Consider the following 24,660-nt stretch of genomic DNA (forward strand, 5'->3'; position numbering starts at 1 on the left):
CAACGCACTGCACATATCCGCTCTACAGCTCAACGAGGCCGCCGGACGGGTCAACAACGACCGGCTCGGGCGAATCATGGCCCGCATACGACATGTGGCCAGAAACCTGACCCCAATTGCGAGTCTGAAAACGAAACGCTTCGAACCTCATCATCTGAACACGGACCGTCCCGACCTGCACTTCATGTCCGGAGTACGGGAAATTCGACAAACCGACGATGTGCACACACAGTGGATCCTCGAAATAGCCGGACAAACACGAGAATTCGACGCCACCATCACCGAACAGCACCCGGACGAACGCATCGCGTGGAAATCGGACGCAGGCCTCGCAGTCCTGGTGGGCTGTCGCACTTCTCGCGGGTCTGTCCAGAAAACGGTGTAATTGATTGGTTTCTAACTACTTTCGTCCGGCAGACAGCCGTCCGTCGAACGTTATCTCGAAGGCATTCAGTGCTGCCTTCCATCGGTTGGACCAGCGTTGGCGGGCGGTGCCTTTGGGATCGAGGCTCATGATGGCCAGATACACGCATTTCAAGGCCGCGGCCTCGGTCGGAAAGTGTCCACGGGCCTTGACAGCCCTGCGGATTCGAGCGTTGACACTCTCGACGGCGTTGGTCGTGTAAATGACCTGCCGGATGGCGTTGTCGAATTGTAGGAACGGCACGAACTCAGCCCAGGCGTTAGTCCAGAGCCTGATGATCGCGGGATAGCGTTTCTCCCATTTGTCACTGAACTCTGCGAATCGGTCGAGCGCGGCCTGCTCCGACGGAGCCGTGTAGACGGGTTTGAGGGCTCTTCCCAGATGAGGGTGTAGGTCGGCCGGGCGCGTCGGTCCGCAGGTAGACGTCGAGGTCTCCCGACGATGGAGGTTCCTACGCCATCCATCCGAAAGACCTCGACGTGACCGACGCTACCCCGCCGGCCGGCTTCGGCCGCCCTGACCTGACCGCCTTCGCGTCTCATCCCAATCGACCCTGATCGAGTCTGCTGACCCCCTCTACGAGAACGCAGCGACATCACAGCACCCAACCCCGACCGTCCGGGAAGCCGGGACACGTCACATGGCCTGTGCTGCGGGCGTGTCGAGTGGGTCGTCCAGGGGCGACGCAGGAGCGTCGACGCGACGTGCTGAGAGGTGGTTCCAGTCGAGCACTAGGACACCGGCTACAGGCATGGCGATAGGTCAGGAACGGCGTCGCTCCCTACGCAGGAGGGAGCGCAGAGTCTCGGCGTTCGCGTAGCCGACCCGTAGCGCGATCTCGGCGGAGGTGAGGTCCGTGGTTGCTGAGAGGTGCCGAGCTCGTTCGATGCGAAGCCGTTGGACGAAGCCGAGCGGAGTGAGGTTGAGCGCCGCACGGACTCGTCGTTCGAGGGTGCGCCGGCTGGTGCCGAGCGACTGCGCGACGAAGGCGACGTTGAACGGTTCGTCCAGGCGGGCGCGCACGAAGCGTTCGAACTCGACGACGATCGGGTCCTCGTGCCGGAGATGTTCGTAGGCGACGAAGGCCGCCTGCGACGGACGCTCGTCGATGATGAGGAGCTTGGCGACATGTTGGGCCAGGTCGGGGCTGATCGATCGCACGAGTGAGAGCGCGAGGTCGATGTGGGCGAACGCGGCGCCGGCGGTGACGAGGTTCCCGTCGACCACGACCATGGTGTCGAGATCGAGGGCGACGGTCGGATAGCGCTTCAGGAACTCCGGCCCCAGGAACCAGCTGGTCGTCGCCCGCCGATGATGCAGCCGTCCGGTCTCGGCGACAGCGAACACGCCGGTGCACGCCGCGGCGATCCGGGTGGTCGCGTCGTCGAGGCGCCCGAGCGAGGCGATGACCGAACGAGCATCTCGGCTCTGGAGGGCGTCGTTGGTAGCGACGGCCGTGAGGGTTCCAAGCGCAGGGACGACGACCACGTCGAACTCTGCGGACTCCGACAGCGGGTGGTCCACCGACAGGGTCATCGATGCCGTCGTGGTCACTCTCCGTTTCGGTCCGAGGATGGCGAGTTCGATCGGGTCGATCCGCGGGTCGACATCACCGCGGGCTCCGTCGGCCACCCGCACGATGTCGATGACCGACGCGACAGCCGAACCGAAGCAGCCGTCGATCGCGATCAGTCCGATACGCATGGCGCGAACAATAGCAATACTGCCGTATACGCCACTTCTCACATGCCCTTGCTCGTCATACGCTGAACTCGCTTCACCAAGAAACCTCGACACCTAGGAGAACCCCTCATGTCCACACCCGCATCACTTCCGTATGCCTTCGTCGCCAAGATCGTCGCGGCCGATGGACAGCACGACGCGCTCGCCGATCTGCTCGCCGGCGCTGTCGCGCTCGCCAACGAAGAAGTAGGAACGATTGTCTGGTTCGCGGTCAGGACCCACGCCGACACCTTCTGGATCTTCGATGCATTCCCCGACGAGGCCGCTCGCGACGCCCACGCCAACGGCGCCATCGTCGCAGCCCTGATGGCCAACCAGCACCTCCTCGGCGCAGCACCCGAGATCCTGGCGGCCGACGTCCTCGCGTCCAAGCTCCCGTAGTCCGCCAACGCACGAGACGATCGCGCCCCGCCGAGCCGTCGCCAGGTCGCGACGCAACGCCACGCTGCGTTGCCGAGCGGTACGAGGCCTATCGGCACACGGACAGGATGCCGGCCGCGAGCGCTCAGCCGGCGAGGGGTCCGTCGCAGAGGAGAGCGACGTCGGTGTCGGGCAGAGCCGTGAGGCCAGCGCATCGCGCGACCACCAGAACCGAACAGCCCCTGCCCTGCGTTTCCGCAGGTCAGGGGCTGTTCGCCGGAGCCGCCTGTCGGAATCGAACCGACGACCTAATCACGTCGGCTTTGCGTCTATCGCTTGATGCGCCCACTGGGCGAACGAGCCGCTGAACTGCGCAAACGCCGAGCGTGGGGGACGCCGTCATCCGGTGGTGACCGACGACGACCGACCAGTACCGACCGTTTCACCGGAGCTTGCGGCGGCGTCGAAGCCGAGCAAGCTCCATTCCTTTAGCTCACCGCGCCCTCCTCCTCGCCGGTCCCGTCGTCGTCGAAGACGTTTCAGGGGTCTTCTCAGATGACGGTGTAGGTCGGCCGGGCGCGTCGGTCCGCAGATAGACGTCGAGGTCTCCCGACGACGGAGGTTCCTACGCCATCCATCCGAAAGACCTCGACGTGTCCGACGCTACCCCGCTGGCCGGCTTCGGCCGCCCTGACCTGACCGCCTTCGCTCGACTCGACGGCCTCGGTCTGAGCGTGACCGGACAACGACTTGAACCGGATCGTGCGGTCCTCGCGTGCCGCGTGGTGGAACCAGATCAGTGGTGCCGACGGTGCGGCAGCGAAGGCGCTGCTCGTGACACCGTGATCCGGCGGTTGGCCCACGAGCCGCTGGGCTGGCGACCGACCGTGCTGGAAGTTGTAGTGCGCCGCTACCGCTGTGCCGACTGCGGACACGTGTGGCGCCAAGACACCAGCGCCGCGGCGGAGCCACGCGCGAAGCTCTCGCGCACCGGGCTGCGGTGGGCGCTGGAAGGGATCGTGGTCGCACACCTCACCGTCGCCCGTGTCGCCGAGGGACTCGGGGTCGCGTGGGACACCGCCAACAACGCGGTCCTGGCTGAAGGCAAGCGGCTGCTGATCAACGACCCCACGCGGTTTGAGGGCGTGAAGGTCATTGGCGTCGATGAGCACGTCTGGCGCCACACCAGGCGTGGCGACAAGTACGTCACCGTGATCATCGACCTCACCCCGGTCCGCGATGGCGCCGGCCCAGCAAGGCTGCTGGACATGGTCGAGGGCCGGTCGAAGGCGGCGTTCAAGACCTGGCTCGCCGACCGCGACGACGCCTTCCGTGACGCGGTCGAGGTGGTCGCGATGGACGGCTTCACCGGGTTCAAGACCGCCGCTGCAGAGGAGATCCCGGACGCGGTCACGGTGATGGATCCCTTCCACGTCGTGCGCCTGGCCGGTGACGCCCTCGACAGGTGCCGGCGCCGGGTCCAACTCGCGATCCACGGGCACCGTGGGTTCAGGGACGACCCGCTCTACAAGTCGCGGCGCACGCTGCACACCGGCGCGGACCTGCTCACCGACAAGCAGAGCGACAGGCTACGCGCGCTGTTCGTTGATGACGCTCACGTCGAGGTCGAGGCGACCTGGGGTGTCTACCAGCGCATGATCGCCGCCTATCGCCACGAGGACCGGCAACGTGGCCGCGAGCTCATGGAGAAGCTGATCACCGACCTCAGCGCCGGCGTCCCCAAGGTGCTCACCGAGCTCACCACCCTGGGCCGGACCCTGAAGAAGCGAGCCGCTGACGTGCTCGCCTACTTCGAACGACCCGGCACCAGCAACGGGCCGACCGAGGCGCTCAACGGACGGCTCGAACACCTGCGCGGCTCCGCACTCGGGTTCCGCAACCTGACCAACTACATCGCCCGAAGCCTGCTCGAGACCGGCGGCTTCAGACCCCAACTCCTACACCCCCGATTGGGATGAGCCTCCAAACCGGCAGAAATGATCTGAGGCGTTCATGCGAAGACGCCGTCGGCTGATGTCGTGGACGAACGAACCACGTGCGTGGATCAACGGCAACCACCGCTCTACAGAACGTCGATGCCGGTCAGAACGAGCACCTTCTCCTCAGTGAGATCTTCCATTGCCGAAAGGACTCCCTCTTTGCCTGTCCCAGAGTCCTTCACGCCCCCGTACGGCATCTGATCGGCGCGGTAGCTCGGGACATCACCGACGATGACTCCACCGACGTTCAGAACACGTGAGGCGCGAAAAGCGGTCTGCAGGTTTGAGGTGAAAACCCCTGCCTGCAAACCGAACCGAGACTCATTGACCTTCTCGAACGCATCCTCGTCCGAGGAGACCTTGCAGAGCGCCACGACAGGTCCGAAGACTTCGTCGTCGAGTACCCGCGCGCCGCGGGGCGCGTCCTCGATCACGGTGGGCTCGACAACGGCCCCCACTCGTCCGCCACCGGTGAGAACGGTCGCACCGCCTGCCACCGCCTCGTCGATCCACTGCTCCACACGCACGGCAGCACGCTCGTCGATCAGTGGACCGACATCGGTAGCGTCGTCGTCGGGTGCACCGGTGGACAACATGCCGATCCAGGACAGTATCCGTTGCCGCATGCTCTCGTAGTGCTTGTCGTGCAAGAATACTCGCTGCACCGCGATGCAGGACTGACCAGCTTGGTACATCGAGAACCGCGCAATTCGTTCGGCCGCGAAGTCCTGTCCGGCTTCATCGGACCAGTCTTCACACACCACGACGGCGGCGTTTCCTCCCAATTCGAGCGTGACGTGTTTTCGCGGCACCCGATCGCGGATGGCCCACCCCACAGGAACCGAACCGGTGAATGAGACCACCGGCAGACGCGGATCCTGGACCATCTCCGAAGCCTTTTCGTTCGAGACGGTCAACACGGACCACGCGCCTTCTGGCAGTGACGTTTCCGCCAGCAGCTCACCGAGCACCAGACTCGACAGCGGTGTCGCTGGCGCAGGCTTGACGATGATCGGCGCACCGACGGCGAGCGCCGGCGCAACTTTGTGGGCGACCAAGTTGAGCGGAAAGTTGAACGGGGCGATCCCGAGGATGGGGCCGCGCGGGACCCGGTGAACCAGAGCCAAACGACCGTCCGAGCCTGCATCGGTATCGAGTCGTTGCATGTGTCCACTCCAGCGCCTGGCCTCCTCGGCTGCCCACCGGAAGGTGGTAGCGGCGCGGGTAACCTCGACACGCGCCCACTTGATTGGCTTGCCGGATTCGGCTGAGATGAGCTGGGCAATCTCCTCGTGGCGGTCGTTCAGACGCGTTGATATGTGTATAAGAGCGTCTGCGCGGATATGCACGGGTGTACTCGCGAATTCGGTGGCCACCGCCGAGGCAGCTGCGATCGCGGACTCGATGTGCACCGGATCCGCCTCGGACACAGTTGCGACAATCCGACCGTCGAATGGATTGCGGATCTCGATACGGCTATCGGTCGTCGTCGCCTCGCCGGCGATCAGGAATGGAAAGTGTTTAATGCTCATCGGTATTCCTCTTCGAAGTGTACAAACAACTGCTCGCCGACCCCCTTGTTGCGGTGGCCGGCGAGCGCGTTGATGTACTGGACAGGTCAGACGGATGCAGCGGTGGCTGCGTTCTTCTGGAGAATCTCGAGCGCTTGGATGAGGTAGGTGCGGAAGACTGCGTGGTTCTCGCTCATCGGGAAGTGACCGATGTCTTTCATCTCGATGAACTGCGCGTTCTTGATTTGCGCGGCCGTTCGGGCGCTGTCTTCCGGCGTGGTCAGGTAGTCGTAGTCGCCGGTCAACATCACGACGGGGCAGCGATCGCCGTCGATCTGAGCGAGCTTGTCGCGCAGATCGTGATCGACCGAGTAGAAGTGCAGGTCGCCCTTGAACGCTTCGGATCCCTGGGTGTAATAGAACCAGGTCTTCCAGCGATCTGCCTCCGGTGACTGGGGAGCCATGAGATCCCACGTGCCGCTGGCGCACACCTGCGCTGCGTTCGCGTGCGGGTGCTGCCACCAGTCGAGGTAGAAGCCAGGCGAGTAGTCGGCACCTTCGACAGGGATGACGCCGGCGAAGCGATCCGGATTGCGCAGCGCAAGCTGCAGGGCGATGTTGCCGCCGAACGAGGATCCCATGAAGATCGGATTCTCGAGTTCGAGCGCATCAACGAGTGCAACGATGAAATTGGCGTAGTGGTCAGCCGAGAGTTTGTATTCCTCGGTCCACCACTCGGTGTTCTCCGGCGGATCGGACTTTCCATGTCGAGGTAGGTCGTAGGCGATGACGCGATAATTCGCGGTGATCTCTTCGTCTTCCAGCAGCCCGCGCCACTGATGGTTGTGAGCCCCGGCGGTGTGCTGGCACACCAAGGGCTGACCGGTGCCGTTCTCCAGGTAGAAGACCTTGTACAGCAGGCCGTCGACGTCGACGTCGACGTAGTGTCCCGTCACCGGGGAAATCTTGCTCATCTCGAGGGTTCCTTCGTTGGGGGGAGATTTTGAACTGGTTTGGGTGGCGCTGGTGAATCAGACCGGCACACCGACAGTGCGGAGCAGTTCGATCTGGCGTGTCACGCACCGCAAGTTCTGCATGAGAACCAGCACGTCGCCTTCGAGCTTCATGTCCCGTTGGAATGAGGCAGCCCAGATCCCGTGGTACATCGGCGCGGGTACGGGCACGCCGAACCCCTGCCAGGTCTTGGCACTGGCCCGGATGGCGAACTGGTACGGGCGGTCGAGGGGGCCGGGATCGACCGTGATGGCGTGTACTTTGCCGGTCGTCATCTCGACGACGAAGGTATGTGTGCCCATGTCCAAGAGGTACGAACAAGTGAAGTACTTGCCGTGCGCCTGGATTTCGGGATCCTGATCCGAGGCCTGCTCGAACGCATCGGCCCACTGCTGGGGGGTCTGAGTGATGGTGGCAGTCATTGTTTTCCTTCGTCGACTTGTGTGCCGGATTATTTCTGGAACGGGGATGATCGAAGGGTGATTGCTAGTGCTTCACCGTCGCGAACATGACACCCATCACACCGACAATCGACGGGTACGTCCAATACCAATGACCCTTCCGATCGATAGGAAACAACTATTGGTGTGCATCTACCTGGCCGAATAGCATCGGCGATGTGCGCTTACCCCTGGAGTTGAGGCCGCTGTCGTACTTCGTGGCGGTGGCGGAGGAACTGCACTTCGGCCGTGCGGCTGCACGGCTCCATATCGCCCAACCATCTCTGAGTGTTCAGATTCGAAAGCTTGAGCACTCTCTGGGGACAGCGCTGTTCATTCGTGACAGCCGTCATGTGGCCCTGACGCCGGCAGGGGTGAGGCTCTTGGAAGGAAGCCGTCAGCTACTCTCGGATGCCGAGCGCATTGCGTCGCTCACCCGGCAAGTCGGCCGCAGTGCGCGCAGCAATCTCGTGATCGGATTCCAGGCGAATGCTGCCGCTGAGCTGACCCCGGACATCCTGTCGGCATTTCGCTCGATGCACCCGGATGTCGAGGTGGAAATGCAATCGTTCGACTTCTCCGACCCCTACGTCGGACTAGGCGACGGCACGGTGGACGTAGCGTTCATCAGGCCGCCCGTCGTCGTTGCGGACTGGCTCGCGCTCGACACCCTTTTCATCGAACCGCGAGTGCTGGTCGTTAGCTCGGACTCCCCTCTTGCGCAACATGATTCGATCAGTGTCGAGGATCTCACAGGTCAGCCATTCGTTGCTCGTCGCAGTACCGACGAGTGGCGTGACTTCTGGCTCGCACTGAGCTCTCGCGATGGGCATGACGTTCGGCTCGGAGCCGAGGTTTCAACGGTCGACGAGTGTTTCGAAGCGATCTTGTCGAAGAAGGGCGTCGCGTTCTCGCAAGCATCGACGCAGCGGTTCTATTCTCGGCCAGGACTAGCGTTCGTTCCTGTCACCGGCATACCACCAACGCCGTTATCTATCGGTTGGCGATCAGACGTCGATTCTCTATTGACTCGCGACTTCGTAGAGGCTGCTCGCAGCGTTGCTACAGCCCGCCCTGTGCCGAATTCATGGATGCCCGCGGTCGAAGGTGTGACCTCCTTGCTCGACCGTTTTCCGGCCAAGCTCACTTCGTAACGTCTCGCCGCGCACTTGAGGATCAGGCTGGCGTATTCAACTGGTCGAAGCAACACGTTGCTGTTGAATTGATCGTAGGTGTTCGTCCCAGGCTTCAGCGGGGGTTCGCCATTGGAGTCGTTTCCGTGGTCGCGTGTTGAGAGCGTGTGCGACTGCCGCGAGATCGTCTGGGCTCCATCGCGAGAGATCAGTTCCCTTCGGAAAGTATTGGCGCAGTAGTCCATTCGCGTTCTCGTTGGTACCTCGTTGCCATGGGCTGTGTGGGTCGGCGAAGTAGACCTTCAGCCCGGTGTCGATGGTGAACTGGGCGTGTGCGGACATTTCCTTTCCTCGGTCCCAGGTCAGCGAGCGTTTGAGTTCGGTGGGCATCGACGCCAGTGCCTGTGCCAACGCTCTGTTCATCGACACCGCTCCGTATCCCGACAGTGCCGGCCCGTTCTTGGTGATCGGTTGCTGTCGCCACCCTTGTTCCCGAGGCAGGTGCACGAGGGTGGTGTATCCGGTTGTGCGCTCGACGACGGTGCCGATCGCGGACCTGTCCGTGCCGATGATGAGATCACCTTCGTGGTGCCCGGGGATCGCACGGTCGTCGGCTTCTTCGGGACGCTCGCTGATGAGTACGTCCGGTGTCACATGGGCCCAGGCAACGCGTTTCGCTCTCGCGCGTGGCATCCGAAGAGCGCGGCCGGTGCGCAGGCACAAGATGAGTTCGCGGCGCAGCGCACCGCGACCCTCGATGAATAGGGACTGGTAGATGGCTTCGTGGCTGATCCGCATGGACTCATCATCCGGGAAATCGATCGGTAGCCGGTGCGAAATCTGCTCAGGGCTCCACGCTTTCACCCATCGGCGGTCCTGACGATGCGGCTTGTTCAAGCCCTTCCATTGCCGTTCGAACGGTCCGGCGACCGCATCGCCGCCCGGCTTGGTGATCTGGCCTGAGAGTCGGTCCTCGACGTAGTGCCGTAACCGATCGTTGGCCGCGAGCTTGGCGGTCTTCGGGCGACGAGCAAACAACTCGGCTTTCCAGTGCGCAACGCTGGCGCGGTACTCGAGCTTGCCGCCACGCGTGGCAGCGTTACGCCGCAGCTCCCGCGAGATCGTCGACGGGCTCCTCCCGATGGCACCCGCTATCGCGCGCACCCCATGGCCTGTGGCGTGCAGGATCGCGATTTCCTCACGCTCTGCCAAAGAGAGGTACCTGCCTGCCGGCGCGGGCCACGAATACGGCGTCATCCCGCCAGCGTGCCGGAACCACCGCTGGCCCACAGGCTGTCCCACGCCGACAGCGTCAGCTGCCTCACGAGGAAGCTTGCCTGTGGCGATCTGGTCCCAAAACTGCCGTTCCTTCGACCGAGGATGGCCCGGCGCTCCCGGTGACCTCATCGGAGCCCTGCCCGTTACTTCCCGCACCCAATCCGATGGACGACCCACAACACCCTCCTGACCTCGAATGTTGCGTCCACCGAATGTCCGCACACGCCCAGTTCACCATCGACACCGGGCTGAAGGTCTACTTCGCCGACCCACACAGCCCATGGCAACGAGGTACCAACGAGAACGCGAATGGACTACTGCGCCAATACTTTCCGAAGGGAACTGATCTCTTGCGATGGAGCCCAGACGATCTCGCGGCAGTCGCACACGCTCTCAACACGCGACCACGGAAACGACTCCAATGGCGAACCCCCGCTGAAGCCTGGGACGAACACCTACGATCAATTCAACAGCAACGTGTTGCTTCGACCAGTTGAATACGCCCGCATGACGAGCCGATACCGACGCAACGCCGCCGCACTGGCTGCATACCTCGCGCGATTCACCACCGACCCAACCCGTCGAACGAAGCCCACACAGCAGATCTCACCGAGGACGAACGAGCCCAGCGCCGACGCCACTACGACCTCGCCACCCAATGGTCCACCGCGCACACCTGACCGAGTCCGACATCGCAGCACTGACACGCATGCGGATCACCTACGGCTTCCCACCCACCCGCTAATTACCCGGAGGGCCACACGCGCGGAGTATGCGTCGCCGGCCGGTGTCTGCGTAACCTGCGGACACTTCAACCCGGCGTACATTTTGAAGTAGAGCCCCCACGAGCCGATGGCCGGGCGGGACTCCACCAGGTGAGACGTCCCGTGTGAGCACACACAGCGCGGGGACCCACATGCCGCACCGGGCTCCACTACTGAGCCCTGCAACTACACCGTAAAACAGTCCGTAGTGTTTGGTCTACCCGAGAGCTGAACGCAGCCGACACAGGCCCCACTTAACAGCCGCCCTGATCGCTCCCGGCATGACGAGGGGCAGCCCTGCGACCCCGAACCCAGGTCCACCGGCACGCTGCATCCACGAGTTCCCTTCCAACTGGAGCAGCGTTCCTTTTTGTGCGCGCGGGACAAAGGACCGCGCCCGCAACAACACTCGTAGAAGTTCACGTCGAGTCATCTACAGCCGGATGTTCGGACGCACCGGAGGCTGTGTATACCGCGAATAACGCCCCCGCGCAGGCCCCCTCCACTGGATCGGTTCGCTGAACAACTCCACCTGCCGCAGGTCACGAAGAAACCCGCTCACGCACTCCCACAACGCATCCGCACACACCGGAGCCGACGGGCCCACCAAACGGATCAACAATCCAAACACGACATCGTCGCCACCACCGACGATCGCCTCGTATGAACCGACCAACACCCGGTCGTCGGGAAACGCACACACAGCTGCCCCAACTCCCGCAGAAACTTCACCCGACAGACATCAACGCTCACACGGCTTCCCCACCCTCCCCAACTCGGTATGGTCGGGCACACCCGATGAACAGACGATAATCATCATTCCGCGGCCCTCGCCCAATACCTCTTCCTAACTGGGACCACGCGTCGCCCTCAACCGTCGGATCCGATATAACGTCCTCGAACAGGCGAGGATGAGAAACATGCAGGATCGAAAGGGCATGCGAATGTCGGTGGCGGACGAAGGATCATTAGGCCCGATAGCGAAAGTCGGTGCCCCGCACCGAGTCGCGGGTTCCGCTACCACCGCCACGGCGTCCGATGGGAATGGTCGGAGCCGTCGCCCGCGTGCACGGCTACGAACCCGCCGCCATCACACCCACCACCAAACCAATTCTCTCCCAAAAACATCCCGACGACCGAGCGCACATCGCCCACACCCTGCACGCGATCCGCACCACCGGCGGAGCGTTCGGCAGCCGACACCGAATCATCGACACCGCCGGCACCATCCGATCCGTCGTCGTGGTCGGTGACCGCATCACCGACGACCACGGAACCATCGTCGGCAGTACCGGTTTCTACATCGACATCACCAACACCCTCGACGCGGCCGTCTCCGACACCGTCGACGACGTCGTCGCTGCCTCTCGCGGCGCGATCGAATAAATCGAATAAGCCGAAAGCATGCTCATGGCCATCTACGCCATCCCCCACCGACCGAGCCTTCGACGTCCTCGTCTGGCACTCCCAACAAACCAACATCAAAGTCCGCGACATCGCCGAAACACTCCTCGCACGCTTAGCCACCGACTTCACCGTCCCTCCACCGTGCGAACCCGCTTCGACCACATCCTGCTACGCCCCTGACAAATGCAGCCGGAACAACCAGCCGTCTCGAGGGCCCTCGACAAAGCACGATTCAAGATCGTGGCCACCGGCTCGCGCGAATGCATGACCGGCGAAACTGCTGAGAACAAAGAACCCATGACCGCGGCAGAACTGGAAAACTCATTCTCGCACTGGCCTGAAACATCCCCCGCCACATCACTACCTTGGCCGCCCGACAGCACTGGAGGAGCCATCATGAGCACGACCGAACCCGACGTCGCCATCATCGAAACTTCGAGCCTCGGCGATCGCAGCTACCTAATCAGCCATGACGGGGTCGCAGTGGTGATCGATCCACAACGCGATATCGACCGTGTCCTCGCTCTTGTCCAGGAGAAGCACGCCGCGATCACCCAGGTACTGGAAACTCACATTCACAACGACTACGTCACCGGGGGGCTCGAACTCGCGCGCGCCACCGGCGCCCAGTACGTGGTACCGGACGGCGACCCGGTCGAATACGAGCGCCGAGCCGTCGTCGACGGCGATGTCATTGACATGGGAGCGGTCGCGTTCCAGGTCATGCACACCCCCGGCCATACTCACTACCACGTCAGCTACATCCTGCGCCACCGCGGCGAGCCCATCGCGATCTTCACCGGCGGCTCGATGCTCTACGGATCTACCGGCCGAACCGACCTGCTCGGCTCCGAGCACACCGACGAACTCACCCACGCACAGTTCCATTCGGTTCGCCGTATCGCCGACGAACTCCCCGCCGCGGTCAAGGTCTATCCCACCCACGGGTTTGGTAGCTTCTGCTCCGCAACCCCCACCAGCGGAGTTTCCTCGACCATAGGTGAACAACAGCAGTCGAACCCTGCGCTCACCCACGACGAACAAACCTATGTGGAGGAGTTGATCGCGGGACTCTCCACCTATCCCGCGTACTACGCCCACATGGGCGTCATCAACGCCGAGGGGCCGGCCCCGATCGACCTGTCCACGCCCGAGCCTGTCGAGCCCGAGGAACTACGCCGGCGTATCGACACAGGCCAGTGGGTTGTCGATCTGCGAGCGCGCACCGCCTTCGCAGCCGGTCACCTCGATGGATCCCTTGGCTTCGAGCTGTCCGCTACGTTCGTCACCTACCTCGGGTGGCTCTATGAGTGGGGTGTGCCGCTGACACTGATCGGTGAAACAGCCGACCAGATCGCTGACGCCACCCGCGAGTTGGCTCGTATCGGTATCGACAGTCCCTCCGGATCCGCTGTCGGGGAAATTCATTCGCTCGTCGGTGACGGACAAGCGCGGGCCTACGACGTGTCCGATTTCGCCGGACTCGCGGCCGCCTCCGCGGAAGGTAAGGTGACCGTGCTCGACACGCGCCAAGAGTCCGAGTACGCAGATGGCCACATCCCCGGCGCCGTCAACATCCCGCTCCACGAGCTACCGCACCGCCTCGCCGACGTTCCCGACGCAGCCGAAGTGTGGGTGCACTGCGCCTCCGGGTACCGAGCCTCTATCGCAGCCTCGCTGCTCGACCGCGAGCACCGCACTGTCGTGCTGATCGACGAAAATTACGGCCAGGCTGTGGAACTTGGGCTCCAAACAGCGCACACCTGACGACGAGCACCCATCCGAATCCTTAGTCGCACAAGCTGAGTGCGCTATCGGCCAGATTCCCTGACTACGACGTCCTTCCGACAGATAATTCCTGCCGAGCACCCCAGAGAACAACCTGCGCTCAGCGGTCGAGACACCGTTACAAAACAGATTCGTCGTCTGGGGCAGTCGAAAGCGGTGCTGACCGAAGTGACAGCACTATGCGAGTCGCTGACCAGGCCGATCGTTGTGTACCTACATCTTGAGGTCGCCCAAAGCATCTTGTTTGACAAGTGCGGAGAACTGAGCCGAGCCCACGCATAAAAATCGCCCGTTGGCGTACGCCTGCCCGAACTTGGCACACCACCGTCGGATCGACTCATACCTGACCACGACACCGCGTTCGCGCATGATTTCCTCGACCGTCACGGAAGCTGAGCGGGGACCGGAAGCACAACCACGCACGGTGGTTGATGATCTCGACTGGGTAGCGGTGACCTTTGTACGACAGCCTTGCGGTGCTCACCCCACCGATTCTCCCAGTTTGCCGCGTTCAACAATATGACAGTGCCCTATGCGCACAGTGACAGAGGCCATCGAGTGGCGCCCCGGCGGCGGCTGCCGGGTGGTGATCAGATCCGCTTGATGTCGTTGGGGACCCAGTTCCTGTCGAACCAGGGTTTCAGCGGCCCGTAGAGCCGTAGGATCGCGTACCAGCTCTTGGAGGGCACTGTCTGAATCCAGTTGCCACGGCGTTCATTCGGCGGTTCCGGGCCGAAGGTCAGATCGATCGAGCCGTCGTCGTTGTAGACGAGCTCGTCGCGGTCATTCTCACTGCTGCGACTCGGCAGTGGCTGACCGGTTTGCAGCTCCGAGCGGGTCTGGGGATCGTAGGCGATAATCGACCAGAAGTCCTTGGCGGGAACATTCGGGGGGAGCGTGAGGCGATAGTTGTTGCCGCCCTGCAGGAACGCACCGGAGGAGTCGCGTTCGGAGAGCGCGTATTGTGAGCCGGCACCTACCATTTCCAGCGCCATGGCCGGTGTGTTCAAGGTCGCCTGGTAAAAGAACAACGTCCTGGCGTCCATGTTGCGCCCGCCGCGCCCGTCACCGTCGAGCCACTGATAGTCGCCACCCACGAAACCCGTCTTCCAGGTGCGATCCTCGTAATAGTGGGCGCGCGGATCCCTGGTCTGGAAGCAGATCGCGCGGGCAGTGGCGTTGCCGACCGCGGCGGCATCGGCGAGTGTGGCGCGCATCCGCTCATCAGGCTCGAACGGACGGTCCTTGTGGATGCCGATCGAAGCGAGCAGGCCCCGCGTCTCCGGGTCGATCATCTCGATCGGTTCGCGCCTGATCACCTGCGCCATCTCGTCGTAGAACTCCCGATCGTTGGCGTGGATGGTGTTGAACACCTTGCCGGAGAAGGAGCTGAACTCCATCTGAGGGCGATCTTCCGCTCCGGACAGCGGGTAGATCTTGACGCCGTTCTCGAACATCGCTTTCGCCGCATCGGTCTTGCCGTCGACGACGAACCCGCGCAGCGCGAGCAGGTTGGTGTGGCTCGCCGAGTGGGCCACGTGATACCCGTCGGGAATCTCACGGTCGTAGCCAGGAGGGATCAGCAGGTAGTCACCCCCGCTACCACGGTCAGGTCCCGGTGCGCCCATGTCTGTCACGAAGCGGAACCATGCGTCGTTGACGGTGCCGGGCCCGCACCCGGGTGGGATCTGGATGACCGTCGGACCATCACGATCCAGGTCGAGCATCGCGAGCGCGTAGACGGTGTCGGTGTTACCGGTGAGGAACAGCGGGTTGGAATCCAGCAGGCGATCAGCGATCACCATTTTGTGCGCGGCGTCACAGCCGATGCCGGCCAAGCCCGCACGAAGTCCCTCCATCGACGCCGCGGGAACGCATTGCAAAAACACCTCCACAGCACGCACGAAGTCCAGGTGCTCGAACACCTTCGCGGCGGTCTCGTCGCTCGGGAAACCGTCAGTGAACTCCAGCGTCCCGATCCGAGTCTGGACCCGGTCCGGCGTCATGATCTTGCTCGGGATCGACGTGTTGTATCCGTTGGGAATGTCGGCCGACGCGCTTGTGGGTGCCACGTTGATCAGGCCTTGCCCCTTGCCGTGAACGGTACTGCTGCCTGTCATGAATCTTCCTTTTTCTCAGTAAGAATCGCGGTGGGTGTCGGATCGCTCTCAGCTGAGCGACCAACTGTGAAGCTCGGTGCGGGCGGTGCCGTTGTCGCCGAGGTGAAAGATCGCGACACCAGCGGGGTGGAAGACGAACGGAGGGAAGGGGTCCGCTTCGAACGTCGTCAGATCCTCGAGCGGGGCTTGCCCCACCGTGACGTGCGCCATGTAGTGCTCACCGCTGTGGACGGGCACGTAGGACTCCACGTAGTGCAGGGTGTCGGCGTTGATATCCGGTTCGGCCTCGGAGGTCACGTATGCCGCCGCTGTCCCGTCAGAGCCCGTGTACAGCTCGAGCGCGGTGATCAGCGCGGACTGCAGGTCGATGACGGCCGGGCTGGCCTGCACAAGCAGACCAGCGAGCCCCACTCCCGGTGTCGCCGCCATCTCCATGTGTGCGAGCTTCACGCCCGTGAACTCCAAGGTCGCGACCGGAGCGGCGGTGAGCGCCTCACCGACGACGCGGTACACGTCCTCGAGGTGGGCGGTATGGACGTAGCGCTGCAGAAGGGTGATGTGCGGAGTGTGCGAGGAGTCCAACGCGAAGCCGCTTGCCAGCTTCTTGCGGACACGCGCGTTCCACTCTTTCGCGTGGGTGATCATCGTGTCATCCGGAAGGATCAGGATGTCGATCGCGGTGAGTTCGGTCATCGGCGTCTCCGTTTCGTTTCGGCTGGTCACAGGAAGACCACGCTCCAGTCATCTTTGATGCTCACGCTGGTCCAGCCGTTGGTCTTCGCGGAGGCCTGCGAGCGTTCGGCGCCCTCTACGTACGCGAATTCTCGTTCGTCATCGTCGTGGACGATCAGCAGCGAGAACTTCGCGGACTCGAGCATCTCGATGTCGACGTCGGCGTTGCCGCCGGCGAGTGCGGGCATGCGGCCCCCATAGGCGAAGATGTGCTCCGGTTTTCCGGGTCCGAGTGCCAGGCCGCCCAGGACCTCGCCACCGCGGCGGATCTCTCCGTCCTTGTACTCGTACACGGGCGAGGTGCCGATGACGTGTTCGCGGGGGATGCCCAGCGCTGACTCCGAGAAGGCCCGCATGAACTCGCGGCCGCCTCCCGAGCAGACGAACACGCGGAAGTCGTTCGCTGCGAGCAGGTCGAACAGATCGAGCATGGGCTGATACACGAGCTCGGTGTAGGGCCGAGAGAACTTCTCAGACTGCTTCGCCCGCAGGTAGGCCAGCACCTCGGACTCGAACTCAGAGGGTGTCGTGCCGAGCCAAGTGTGTGCCAGAGCCTGTTCGAGCGCCAGGATCGCATCCGGCTGCTGCTGGCCGACGGCGGCGAAGAACGCGTTGTCATGGCTGAGGATCGCTTTGTACGGCTCCTTGGCAGCGAGCTCGGGGTCACCGGACGCTGCCCGTGCCAGAGAGCGGAAGATGAAGTCGAGCTGCACGGGGAGCGGCTGCTCGATCCAGAGGGTCCCGTCATTGTCGAACCGCGATCCGGTCGGCGAGTTCGATGTAGCCGTCGCCGGGCGTGGTCGCCGTGGCCACGAAAGCCTCGATCGCCCGCTTGGTCTCGCCCTCGTTCCAGCTCTTCAATGTGCCAGTCATACGACTCTCCTCATATGTGGTCAGAGCGGATGAGGGCCACGACGATCAGCACGTTCAGGATGCGTTTCATTACCGTCACACCGTCCGACCCGCGGGCACGTCCCCGTGCTTGCCATGCTGCCCTATCGTGGGGAGGTTCCGGAGGAGAATCGCGGGCGCACCCGTGCGGGTATCGCGCCCGTGACCACCGGGTGGCGGTGGTAGCCGTACGGGTCACTCGTCGGTGTCGGTGTCGGTGTCGGTGGTGAGGGCGGTACGGGCGTCGACGTGGCCGAGGGCGGTGACCGCGATCAGGGTGAGACCGGCGAGGATGTCATTGATGGCGGACGGAGTGGCCCCGGTGCCGAGGCCGTAGCCTAGTAGCAGCGAGACGATCAGCCCTCCAGCCGGCCAGCCCGCCGAGAGTGGACGCGATCAGCACCCGCAGCGGTGCCGTCAACCCCACGAGACCGAGGACGGCAACCGCGACCCCGACGAGGATCTCTTTCCAGCGGGCAAAGGACCAGAAATCTGTACCGGACTCGTGCCAGAGGAACGGCGACACTGGCAGCTCGTGCGGACCGCGCACCAGGATTCACCCCTAGAAACGGGCTCAAGGCCCGGCGCGGATGAGCGCAGGGGCGAACCCGCCCGGAGTGCGCGAGGGCGGACCACACTTACGAGCATGGCCGGCTGGACGCACACGCACACGCTCGAGACTATGCTGCTGTTGTTGCTGGTCACGATCGTTCTCGCGGTCGTGGCGGCGTAAATGATCCTGCGCTGACCGGGAAGGGCCCCGGTAGCCACTCTCGGTGACGCGCGGGGTGCAGTCGGGTGCGCACAGAAGGTCATCGCGATCGGCACCCCGGCTCGATCAAGAGGTGAGGGTCTGATCGCCGTCGTCGACCCACCGGATCCAGCCGCCTTCGAAGTTGGTCTGCCGGCGGCTTGGGACGGCGACCTCTTCGGAGGCGGGGAACCCGAAGCGGCCGTTCTCGAAACGGCGAAGATCGCCCCGTACACCGGGTGGGTGCCGGTGGCCGCCAAATAGATGTTGCCCTCCTGGAATCGGTTGAACCGTCCAGCCCCGTTCGGGGGATCAGCTCACCGCCGACCGGCCACCCGACCGCGGAGGTGGGCCCGCCGAGGTCGGAATACTCGATGCCGATCTGATACGACAATTGGCAGCCTGCGCGCCCGCTGCGTATATGCAACAGCGAAGCCCACACAAACGCGGCTCCTCGTGCGTCACGGCGTCAGCGACCTAGAACGAGAGTGTCTAGCAGAATGTAGGCGGCGACGACGAAGACCAAGTAGGCGAACCAGTGCTGGAGTTTGTCGGTGTCGATGCGGTTGCCGAACCGCCCGGCGATTAGGGACGCGACGATCGCAGCTCCGGCGAAGCTGATCGTGATGGCCGGGTCGATGGTGACACCGCCACCCAGGTGCGAGATCAAGCTGGCGGTCGAGTTCGCGACGATGATCAGAAGTGATGTTCCGATCGCGATCTGCATGTCGATACCCAACATAAGCACCAGCGCGGGGATGATGAGGAATCCGCCGCCGACGCCGAACAGTCCCGTCAGAACGCCGACGACGAATCCGGCGGGGATTGCGCGAGGTGCGCAGCGGCGCCAGTTGATGCCGGAATCCCCTACACTGCAGGCGGTCCCGGTATTTCCGCGGTCGGCGAGCATACGTGCACCGGCTACGATCATGACGACGGCGAACCCGACCATGACGGCGGCCTGCGGTAGCAGTCGCCCTAAGGCGCTGCCGAGGAAGGTGGCGGGGATGCCGGCGGCGGCGAACACCGCCGCCAGCCGCCACTGCAGAAGATGTGCGCGGACTTTGGGAACGGCGCCGACCGCCGAGGCGACGCCGACCACGATCAGTGAGATCGGGACCGCCCGGTCGATGTCGAGGCCGAGCGCGAATACCAGGACCGGTACGGAGAGGATGGATCCGCCGCCGCCGAGGAGTCCGAGAAGGATGCCGATGACAGCGCCGGCCGCGAGTGCGATTGCGAGGGTCATCGGAATCCGTTTCCGTTTATTGGTAGCCGGCTGTCTTCCGCGTGGTCACGAGTCAGTGTGGTTGCGTGGTAAGTGAATCGAGCGCAGCTTGCAGTCTGGTGCTCGCTTGGTCGGCGACTGCCTGCAGTGCCGGCTCACCGGTGACTTCGGCCATGAGGGCGGGGTTCATCGCATCAACAATGACGCTGTTCGTTGCCGTGCGGTCGGCGCGCACGACGACGTTGCACGGCAGCAGTAGTCCGATCTGACGCATGACGTCGACGGCGCGATGCGCCAACGGCGGGTTGCAGGCGCCGAGGATGAGGTAATCCTCGATGTCTTCGTCAAGTTTGGCTTTGAGGGTCGCTTTCATGTCGATCTCGGTGAGTATCCCGAAGCCCTGATCGGCCAGGGCCTTGCGGGTGCGTTCGACAGCGTCGTCGAAGGTGGTGTTCAGGGTGGTCGTGAGAGCGAGTTGCATGATCTACGTCCTTTTTCCGGGATTGGGGGTCTGGGATCGGTCAGCGGGTGCCGAGACATGGGATGCCGAGGCGTTGAAGTATCAGGCTCATCGGGCACCACCCTACTGCGCTGTAGAGCAGGAGATTCGCGGCGACGAACGCGGTGAGAAGCGGCCACCAGATGGAGAAGATGAGGGTCAGCGCCACACTGAGCAGGACGACCACCCCGCCCAGCAGGGGAACGATCCGTTCGATGGTCCAGCCGTGGTGCCGAGGGAGGGCTGTCATGATCTGTTCCTTCCGTTCATTGTCCTCGATCGTCGCCTCGGACTCAGGCGAGCGCGAGGAAGAGCTTTTCGAGTTCGGCTTCGGTCATCGGTTCCTTGCCGTTCGCGGTATCACCGGTCATACATTCACGCAGACCGGTAGCGACAATCTTGAAGCCTGCGCGATCCAATGCACTCGACACCGCCGCGAGTTGGGTGACCACGTCCTTGCAGTCGCGGCCCTGCTCGATCATCGAGATCACCCCGGCGAGTTGACCGTGAGCACGGCGGAGCCGGTTGAGTACCAATGCGATGCTGTCGTCGTCGCCGACCATGGGATTTCCTTCCGAGGGTGAATCAGCAACCTCAAATATACCCCTATGGGTATGCCCAGGTGGGTGGTTCGGGAGATCTGTGCGTCACAGCTGCCGAACCACCCCCGGACCCTGTCAGTGCGAAAAACTTATGTTGGGCAATACCTTTCGCAACCACGCCGGGGACCACCATGCGGCGTGTCCGGTCAACCGCAGGAGCACCGGCAACAGGATGAGCCGGATCAGGACTGCGTCGAGTAGGACAGCAACACCGAGAATGATGCCCATTTCCTTCGGCGGTAGCGGGTCAGCGAGCGCGAAGGTGAAGAACACTGCCACCATCACCGCGGCGGCGGCGAAGATCACTCGTCCGGAATGAGCCAGACCTGCGATGTGGGCGACCTTCGGGTCCCCGGATCGTTCGTAGTGTTCTTTTGCCGTGGCGAGGAGGAACACGGTGTAGTCCATGGCGATCGCGAAGATCATTGCGAAGAAGAACACCGGCCCCCAGCCGTCGAGGAAGCCTTGCGGAGTGAAGCCGAGCAGGGATGCACCGTGCCCGTCCTGGAAGATCAACTTCGCGACCCCGAATGCGGCTGCGGTGGAGAGCAGGCTGACCACGGTGCCCAGGACGGCGATCAACGGCGCCTGCAGCGCCACCAGAAGCAACACGAACCCGAGTACCAGGATGATACCGACGATGAGTGGGAAGTAGTCGTTCAGCGCTTGCTGCAGATCGAGGTTCTCCGCCGGTGCGCCGCCCACGAGTGCACCCGAGGGGAGGTCTGCACGCAAGGTGTCGAGGATAGTGCCTATCTGTGCATCCGATGGGTCGACGGTCGGCATGGCCTGCAGCATCACATAGTCACTGCCGTCTGGGGCGGGCTGCGGCGGAGTGACCATGGCGATGCCGTCGACCGAGGAAGCGGTCTGCGCCGTCTGCGAGGCTTCGGCGGCGGGAGCGATGATCTGCAACATGCCCGGTGCACCCTCACCCATCTGGGCCTGGACGAGTTCGTATCCTTGGCGGACCGGGGCGTCGGCGGGGACGACTTCGATGGAAGGCATCGCTACCTTGAGACCGAGCACCGGGATCGACAGCGCGATCAGTACCAGGACAGAACCGATAGCGAACGGCCACGGGTGCTTGTGCAGCAGTTCACCCCATGCGGCGAACTTCGGCGAGCGGTGTTCTTGCCGCTTGGCGTAGGGCAGGGATCCACCATTGACCTTGGTGCCGAGTTTCCCGAGCACTGCTGGCAACAGAGTCATCGAGGCGAGAAGGACGAAGAAGACGGCGATCATGATGCCGATCGCCATCGTCCGCACCGCGGGGGCCGGAACGAGAAGGACGGCAGACAAACTGACCAGCACTGTGATTCCGGACAGGACAACGGCTTTGCCCGCGGTGTCCATGGTTTCCGCCACAGCTGCCTGCTTGGAGGTGGCATGCGCGATCGCGTCGCGGAAGCGGGCGACGATGAACAGGGCATAGTCGATACCGAGGGCGAGAGCGAACATCATCGCGAAGTTCATCGCCCACACCGAGATCGGAGTGACTTGGTTGAGCAGGACCAGGCCACCTGCGGAGGCGACGAGGCCGGCCAGGGTCAACAGCAACGGGAGCCCTGCGGCGACGAGGGACCCGAACGCGAGCACCATGATCGCGAGGGTGACCGGCCAGGAGAACAGTTCGGCCTGAATCATCGCGTCGTGGTTCGCTTTGTTGAAATCACTCCACAGTACCGAAGCACCGGTCGGGTAGACCTCGATGCCGTCACCGGACAGAGCGGTCAACTGCCCCTTGAGATCGTCGACGGCCTTGACCATCTCGTCGGTGGACGCGTTCGCGCCCGCGATGAGAATTCCGGTGTGCCCGTCTGGGCTGATGGACATTCCCGGTTGCGGTGCGATGATCGCACCGAAACGGGTGTCCCCGGCGAAGACATCCGCGACCGCGGTGAGGGTGCGCTGCACTTCGGGACTGTCGACGGTGTGGTCGTCGGAATGGACCACGACCTGGACCGCGGCCGAGGAGTTACCGCCGAAGTGTTCCTGTGCCAGTTCGCGAACCTGGACCGATTCGGACCCGTTGGCTTGCCACCCGGCGCCCGCGAGGGAACTGAACACCGATGGTGCGGCCGCACCGAGGGCGACGAGGACGATCAGCCAGACACCGATCACCCATTTCGCATTGCCTGCCATGGCCGCGCCCATACGCCCGAGCACTCCGCCGGAGGATCGAGACGCCGACGTAACGCGTTCCTCGACAGTAGATTTGCCGGTCATTGATTGACTCCTGAAGATGGGGTGAATGGGAGTGACGTGCGCAGCAGTGTCCGGCGCACCGGTCAGCGGCCGAAAATGGACCGGAAGAACCCGGAACCCGGATCAGGAGCAGGAGTGCAGGTGCAGCGCCGCGCTTTCGGGACACCTGCCATGACCTGCTCGGAATGCTGGCCGCACCCTGCCCAGGTGGTCTTGGAGCAGGAAGAACATGCCGTGGGGTAACACATCTGGTTTCTCCTTGTCAGAGCCGTACCGCCTATGGGGCACGAGAGTTTCAGCGATCAGGCACTATTCGGACGACCGCTCGACCCAAGCCGTGTATCCGCCGACCAGGTCGCTGACGTTCTCGATGCCGTTGGCCCGCAACAGTGATGCAGCGACGGACGAGCGCCAACCGCCGGCGCAGTGCACAACGATGGGCCGGCTTCGTGGCAGGTCCGCGATCTGGGAGCGGAGCTGGGCGAGCGGAATCGATTGCGCACCGTCGATGACCCCGAAGTCGCGCTCGCCGGGATTTCGGATGTCGATCAAGGTCACTGCATCCGAATCCAGGAGCCCCTCCAGTTCGACCACAGCAGTACGCGGAGCGGTACGGACAAGGTCGGTGAGCGAGTTCGGAAAGATCCCGTCGACGCCGACAGTGAGGTACCCGGCTGCGTTGTCGGATCCGATGCGCGCCAAACGCATCGCCGCATCTTGTTCCTCACCCGGATAGGTGATGAGTACGATGCGCTCGCCGATATCGGCGACCATGCCACCGGTTTCAGCGAACCTGCCGTCGAATCCGACATTGATCGAGCCTCGCAGATGCCCGCCGGCGAAGTCGTCCGGAGTGCGGGCGTCGAGAATGCGAGTTCCGATGGCCATTTCCGTCCGGAGCTCCTCCGATGTCAGCTCGGGTATGCGCCGATTTTGTTCGAGGAGAGCGCGATTCGACCTGTTCAGGGTCACATCGGTAGAAAAGTACCGCGGCACCGCAGGCTGACCGTCGGTGATCAGAGCAACGAACGTATCTTCGCTCATCGGCTGCACTGACGGGTTCGTGCGGCGCTGCTCGCCGATGGTGGAGGTCAACTCGGAGGAGAGGTTCTTGCCGCAGGAGGATCCCGCGCCGTGGGCCGGCATCACGGTCACCTCATCGGACAAGGTCAGAAGCGTCTCGTGGACTGTGCGGTACATCGCCCGAGCCAGGTCGGTGTTGGTGCCGTCGCCGAGGTTTGCAAGGTCGGGGCGACCGACATCGCCGATGAACAGCGAATCCCCGGTCAGCACAGCGGAAGGCGCGGCATGTGAATTTTCCCGCACCAGCAGACTGATCGACTCCCAGGTGTGACCGGGAGTGGACAGGATCTCGATGTCCGTCTCCCCCAGCGTCAGGTGTTCGCCATGGCGCAGTCGGCGGATCGGGAAGTCGGTGTCCGCGGTTTCACCGAAGCCGATCCACGCACCGGTCGCCTCGAGCAATTCGAGGTGGCCGGAGACGAAGTCCGCATGAAAGTGCGTGTTGACGACACCCTCGATGGTCAGACCGTAGCGGGCTGCGTCCTCGAGGTATTCGGTGATGTCGCGGCGCGGGTCGACCACGATGGCACGGCCGGTGCTCTCGTCACCGATCAGGTACGACGCATGCGAGAGGCACTCGATGTAGTACTGCTCGAGGAGCATGGAAACAACCTTTCTTGCGGTGCCGAGTCGGATAAACACAGTGTGCCAGATACCCCCAGGGGTATGTCAAGTTACCCCAGG

At 63.3% G+C, this 24,660-nt stretch carries 21 protein-coding genes and 4 pseudogenes; 7 read left to right on the plus strand and 18 right to left on the minus strand.

Going from position 1 to position 24,660, the window contains the following annotated elements; all coding sequences use genetic code 11:
• Positions 1 to 184 precede the first annotated feature (184 nt).
• A pseudogene (locus PCS43_RS19935) lies at positions 185 to 328 on the plus strand (SRPBCC family protein); the annotation flags it as partial.
• Between the two features lie 72 nt (positions 329 to 400).
• On the opposite strand, the pseudogene PCS43_RS19940 reads toward PCS43_RS19935, so the two are convergent.
• Both PCS43_RS19940 and PCS43_RS19945 read right to left on the minus strand, forming a co-directional pair.
• A pseudogene (locus PCS43_RS19940) lies at positions 401 to 799 on the minus strand (transposase); the annotation flags it as partial.
• Positions 800 to 1,186: 387 nt separating this feature from the next.
• Complete coding sequence (locus PCS43_RS19945; RefSeq protein ID WP_058228536.1) at positions 1,187 to 2,128, minus strand: GlxA family transcriptional regulator; 942 nt, start codon at positions 2,126 to 2,128, stop codon at positions 1,187 to 1,189.
• Between the two features lie 108 nt (positions 2,129 to 2,236).
• On the opposite strand from PCS43_RS19945, the gene PCS43_RS19950 reads away from it, so the two are divergent.
• Together PCS43_RS19950 and PCS43_RS19955 are read left to right on the plus strand one after the other, a co-directional pair.
• Positions 2,237 to 2,548, plus strand: a complete 312-nt coding sequence (locus tag PCS43_RS19950; protein ID WP_003941073.1) for a putative quinol monooxygenase — start codon at positions 2,237 to 2,239, stop codon at positions 2,546 to 2,548.
• 632 nt (positions 2,549 to 3,180) lie between these two features.
• Complete coding sequence (locus PCS43_RS19955) at positions 3,181 to 4,506, plus strand: ISL3-like element ISPfr2 family transposase (RefSeq protein WP_064074849.1); 1,326 nt, start codon at positions 3,181 to 3,183, stop codon at positions 4,504 to 4,506.
• Between the two features lie 104 nt (positions 4,507 to 4,610).
• On the opposite strand, the gene PCS43_RS19960 is transcribed toward PCS43_RS19955, so the two are convergent.
• The 3 genes from PCS43_RS19960 to PCS43_RS19970 form a co-directional block, all read right to left on the minus strand.
• A complete protein-coding gene (locus PCS43_RS19960) occupies positions 4,611 to 6,059 on the minus strand; it encodes an aldehyde dehydrogenase family protein (protein ID WP_064074848.1) in 1,449 nt (482 codons plus the stop codon).
• An 86-nt stretch (positions 6,060 to 6,145) separates the two neighbouring features.
• Entirely contained in the window at positions 6,146 to 7,012 is an 867-nt protein-coding gene (locus tag PCS43_RS19965; protein WP_058228533.1) for an alpha/beta fold hydrolase, read from the minus strand.
• Between the two features lie 57 nt (positions 7,013 to 7,069).
• Positions 7,070 to 7,474 (minus strand): hypothetical protein, encoded by a 405-nt coding sequence (locus PCS43_RS19970; RefSeq protein ID WP_003941837.1) that lies wholly within the window; start codon positions 7,472 to 7,474, stop codon positions 7,070 to 7,072.
• Positions 7,475 to 7,671: 197 nt separating this feature from the next.
• On the opposite strand from PCS43_RS19970, the gene PCS43_RS19975 reads away from it, so the two are divergent.
• On the plus strand, positions 7,672 to 8,646 hold the full coding sequence (locus PCS43_RS19975; RefSeq protein WP_042926698.1) for a LysR family transcriptional regulator: 975 nt from the start codon (positions 7,672 to 7,674) through the stop codon (positions 8,644 to 8,646).
• Between the two features lie 36 nt (positions 8,647 to 8,682).
• On the opposite strand, the gene PCS43_RS19980 is transcribed toward PCS43_RS19975, so the two are convergent.
• On the minus strand, positions 8,683 to 10,032 hold the full coding sequence (locus PCS43_RS19980; RefSeq protein WP_064074847.1) for an IS30 family transposase: 1,350 nt from the start codon (positions 10,030 to 10,032) through the stop codon (positions 8,683 to 8,685).
• A gap of 83 nt (positions 10,033 to 10,115) precedes the next feature.
• Between PCS43_RS19980 and PCS43_RS19985 the strand changes: the two are divergent.
• The 3 genes and pseudogenes from PCS43_RS19985 to PCS43_RS19995 all read left to right on the plus strand — a co-directional run.
• Positions 10,116 to 10,400 (plus strand): annotated as a pseudogene (locus PCS43_RS19985) (IS30 family transposase); the annotation flags it as partial.
• A 1,257-nt stretch (positions 10,401 to 11,657) separates the two neighbouring features.
• Entirely contained in the window at positions 11,658 to 12,053 is a 396-nt protein-coding gene (locus PCS43_RS19990; protein WP_270923086.1) for a PAS domain-containing protein, read from the plus strand.
• Between the two features lie 417 nt (positions 12,054 to 12,470).
• Positions 12,471 to 13,841 carry an MBL fold metallo-hydrolase gene (locus PCS43_RS19995; RefSeq protein WP_064074879.1) on the plus strand — a complete coding sequence of 457 codons (1,371 nt, stop codon included), beginning with the start codon at positions 12,471 to 12,473 and terminating at the stop codon, positions 13,839 to 13,841.
• Between the two features lie 312 nt (positions 13,842 to 14,153).
• Here the strand turns inward: PCS43_RS19995 and PCS43_RS20000 are convergent.
• The 12 genes and pseudogenes from PCS43_RS20000 to PCS43_RS20055 form a co-directional block, all read right to left on the minus strand.
• Positions 14,154 to 14,346 (minus strand): annotated as a pseudogene (locus tag PCS43_RS20000) (IS6 family transposase); the annotation flags it as partial.
• Positions 14,347 to 14,452: 106 nt separating this feature from the next.
• Positions 14,453 to 15,982 (minus strand): DUF1254 domain-containing protein, encoded by a 1,530-nt coding sequence (locus PCS43_RS20005; RefSeq protein ID WP_064074844.1) that lies wholly within the window; start codon positions 15,980 to 15,982, stop codon positions 14,453 to 14,455.
• Between the two features lie 48 nt (positions 15,983 to 16,030).
• The gene (locus PCS43_RS20010; protein WP_064074878.1) at positions 16,031 to 16,675 is read right to left on the minus strand and encodes a hypothetical protein; all 645 of its coding nucleotides are present in this window, start codon (positions 16,673 to 16,675) and stop codon (positions 16,031 to 16,033) included.
• Positions 16,676 to 16,701: 26 nt separating this feature from the next.
• Positions 16,702 to 17,427 carry a haloacid dehalogenase-like hydrolase gene (locus tag PCS43_RS20015; protein WP_231915176.1) on the minus strand — a complete coding sequence of 242 codons (726 nt, stop codon included), beginning with the start codon at positions 17,425 to 17,427 and terminating at the stop codon, positions 16,702 to 16,704.
• Positions 17,428 to 17,458: 31 nt separating this feature from the next.
• Positions 17,459 to 17,587 (minus strand): hypothetical protein, encoded by a 129-nt coding sequence (locus PCS43_RS20020; RefSeq protein WP_269454960.1) that lies wholly within the window; start codon positions 17,585 to 17,587, stop codon positions 17,459 to 17,461.
• Positions 17,588 to 17,900: 313 nt separating this feature from the next.
• Positions 17,901 to 18,155, minus strand: a complete 255-nt coding sequence (locus PCS43_RS20025) for a hypothetical protein (RefSeq protein WP_270923087.1) — start codon at positions 18,153 to 18,155, stop codon at positions 17,901 to 17,903.
• Positions 18,156 to 18,825: 670 nt separating this feature from the next.
• Complete coding sequence (locus PCS43_RS20030) at positions 18,826 to 19,605, minus strand: sulfite exporter TauE/SafE family protein (protein WP_064074843.1); 780 nt, start codon at positions 19,603 to 19,605, stop codon at positions 18,826 to 18,828.
• A 52-nt stretch (positions 19,606 to 19,657) separates the two neighbouring features.
• Positions 19,658 to 20,065, minus strand: a complete 408-nt coding sequence (locus PCS43_RS20035; RefSeq protein WP_064074842.1) for a DUF302 domain-containing protein — start codon at positions 20,063 to 20,065, stop codon at positions 19,658 to 19,660.
• Between the two features lie 40 nt (positions 20,066 to 20,105).
• Complete coding sequence (locus PCS43_RS20040) at positions 20,106 to 20,333, minus strand: YgaP family membrane protein (RefSeq protein ID WP_064074841.1); 228 nt, start codon at positions 20,331 to 20,333, stop codon at positions 20,106 to 20,108.
• Between the two features lie 43 nt (positions 20,334 to 20,376).
• Positions 20,377 to 20,646 (minus strand): metal-sensitive transcriptional regulator, encoded by a 270-nt coding sequence (locus PCS43_RS20045; protein WP_064074840.1) that lies wholly within the window; start codon positions 20,644 to 20,646, stop codon positions 20,377 to 20,379.
• A 114-nt stretch (positions 20,647 to 20,760) separates the two neighbouring features.
• Positions 20,761 to 22,914, minus strand: a complete 2,154-nt coding sequence (locus tag PCS43_RS20050) for an MMPL family transporter (RefSeq protein WP_082893234.1) — start codon at positions 22,912 to 22,914, stop codon at positions 20,761 to 20,763.
• Positions 22,915 to 23,202: 288 nt separating this feature from the next.
• On the minus strand, positions 23,203 to 24,579 hold the full coding sequence (locus tag PCS43_RS20055) for an MBL fold metallo-hydrolase (RefSeq protein ID WP_064074838.1): 1,377 nt from the start codon (positions 24,577 to 24,579) through the stop codon (positions 23,203 to 23,205).
• Positions 24,580 to 24,660 lie beyond the last annotated feature (81 nt).

The sequence above is a fragment of the Rhodococcus sp. C-2 genome (assembly GCF_027854095.1).
Lineage (GTDB): Bacteria > Actinomycetota > Actinomycetes > Mycobacteriales > Mycobacteriaceae > Rhodococcus_F > Rhodococcus_F qingshengii.

Coding starts and splice junctions, on each gene's coding strand:
- PCS43_RS19945 (WP_058228536.1), bottom strand. CDS start 2,128: ATGCGTATCGGACTGATCGCGATCGACGGCTGCTTCGGTTCGGCTGTC.
- PCS43_RS19950 (WP_003941073.1), top strand. CDS start 2,237: ATGTCCACACCCGCATCACTTCCGTATGCCTTCGTCGCCAAGATCGTC.
- PCS43_RS19960 (WP_064074848.1), bottom strand. CDS start 6,059: ATGAGCATTAAACACTTTCCATTCCTGATCGCCGGCGAGGCGACGACG.
- PCS43_RS19965 (WP_058228533.1), bottom strand. CDS start 7,012: ATGAGCAAGATTTCCCCGGTGACGGGACACTACGTCGACGTCGACGTC.
- PCS43_RS19970 (WP_003941837.1), bottom strand. CDS start 7,474: ATGACTGCCACCATCACTCAGACCCCCCAGCAGTGGGCCGATGCGTTC.
- PCS43_RS19980 (WP_064074847.1), bottom strand. CDS start 10,032: ATGAGGTCACCGGGAGCGCCGGGCCATCCTCGGTCGAAGGAACGGCAG.
- PCS43_RS19995 (WP_064074879.1), top strand. CDS start 12,471: ATGAGCACGACCGAACCCGACGTCGCCATCATCGAAACTTCGAGCCTC.
- PCS43_RS20005 (WP_064074844.1), bottom strand. CDS start 15,982: ATGACAGGCAGCAGTACCGTTCACGGCAAGGGGCAAGGCCTGATCAAC.
- PCS43_RS20010 (WP_064074878.1), bottom strand. CDS start 16,675: ATGACCGAACTCACCGCGATCGACATCCTGATCCTTCCGGATGACACG.
- PCS43_RS20020 (WP_269454960.1), bottom strand. CDS start 17,587: ATGACTGGCACATTGAAGAGCTGGAACGAGGGCGAGACCAAGCGGGCG.
- PCS43_RS20030 (WP_064074843.1), bottom strand. CDS start 19,605: ATGACCCTCGCAATCGCACTCGCGGCCGGCGCTGTCATCGGCATCCTT.
- PCS43_RS20035 (WP_064074842.1), bottom strand. CDS start 20,065: ATGCAACTCGCTCTCACGACCACCCTGAACACCACCTTCGACGACGCT.
- PCS43_RS20040 (WP_064074841.1), bottom strand. CDS start 20,333: ATGACAGCCCTCCCTCGGCACCACGGCTGGACCATCGAACGGATCGTT.
- PCS43_RS20045 (WP_064074840.1), bottom strand. CDS start 20,646: ATGGTCGGCGACGACGACAGCATCGCATTGGTACTCAACCGGCTCCGC.
- PCS43_RS20050 (WP_082893234.1), bottom strand. CDS start 22,914: ATGACCGGCAAATCTACTGTCGAGGAACGCGTTACGTCGGCGTCTCGA.
- PCS43_RS20055 (WP_064074838.1), bottom strand. CDS start 24,579: ATGCTCCTCGAGCAGTACTACATCGAGTGCCTCTCGCATGCGTCGTAC.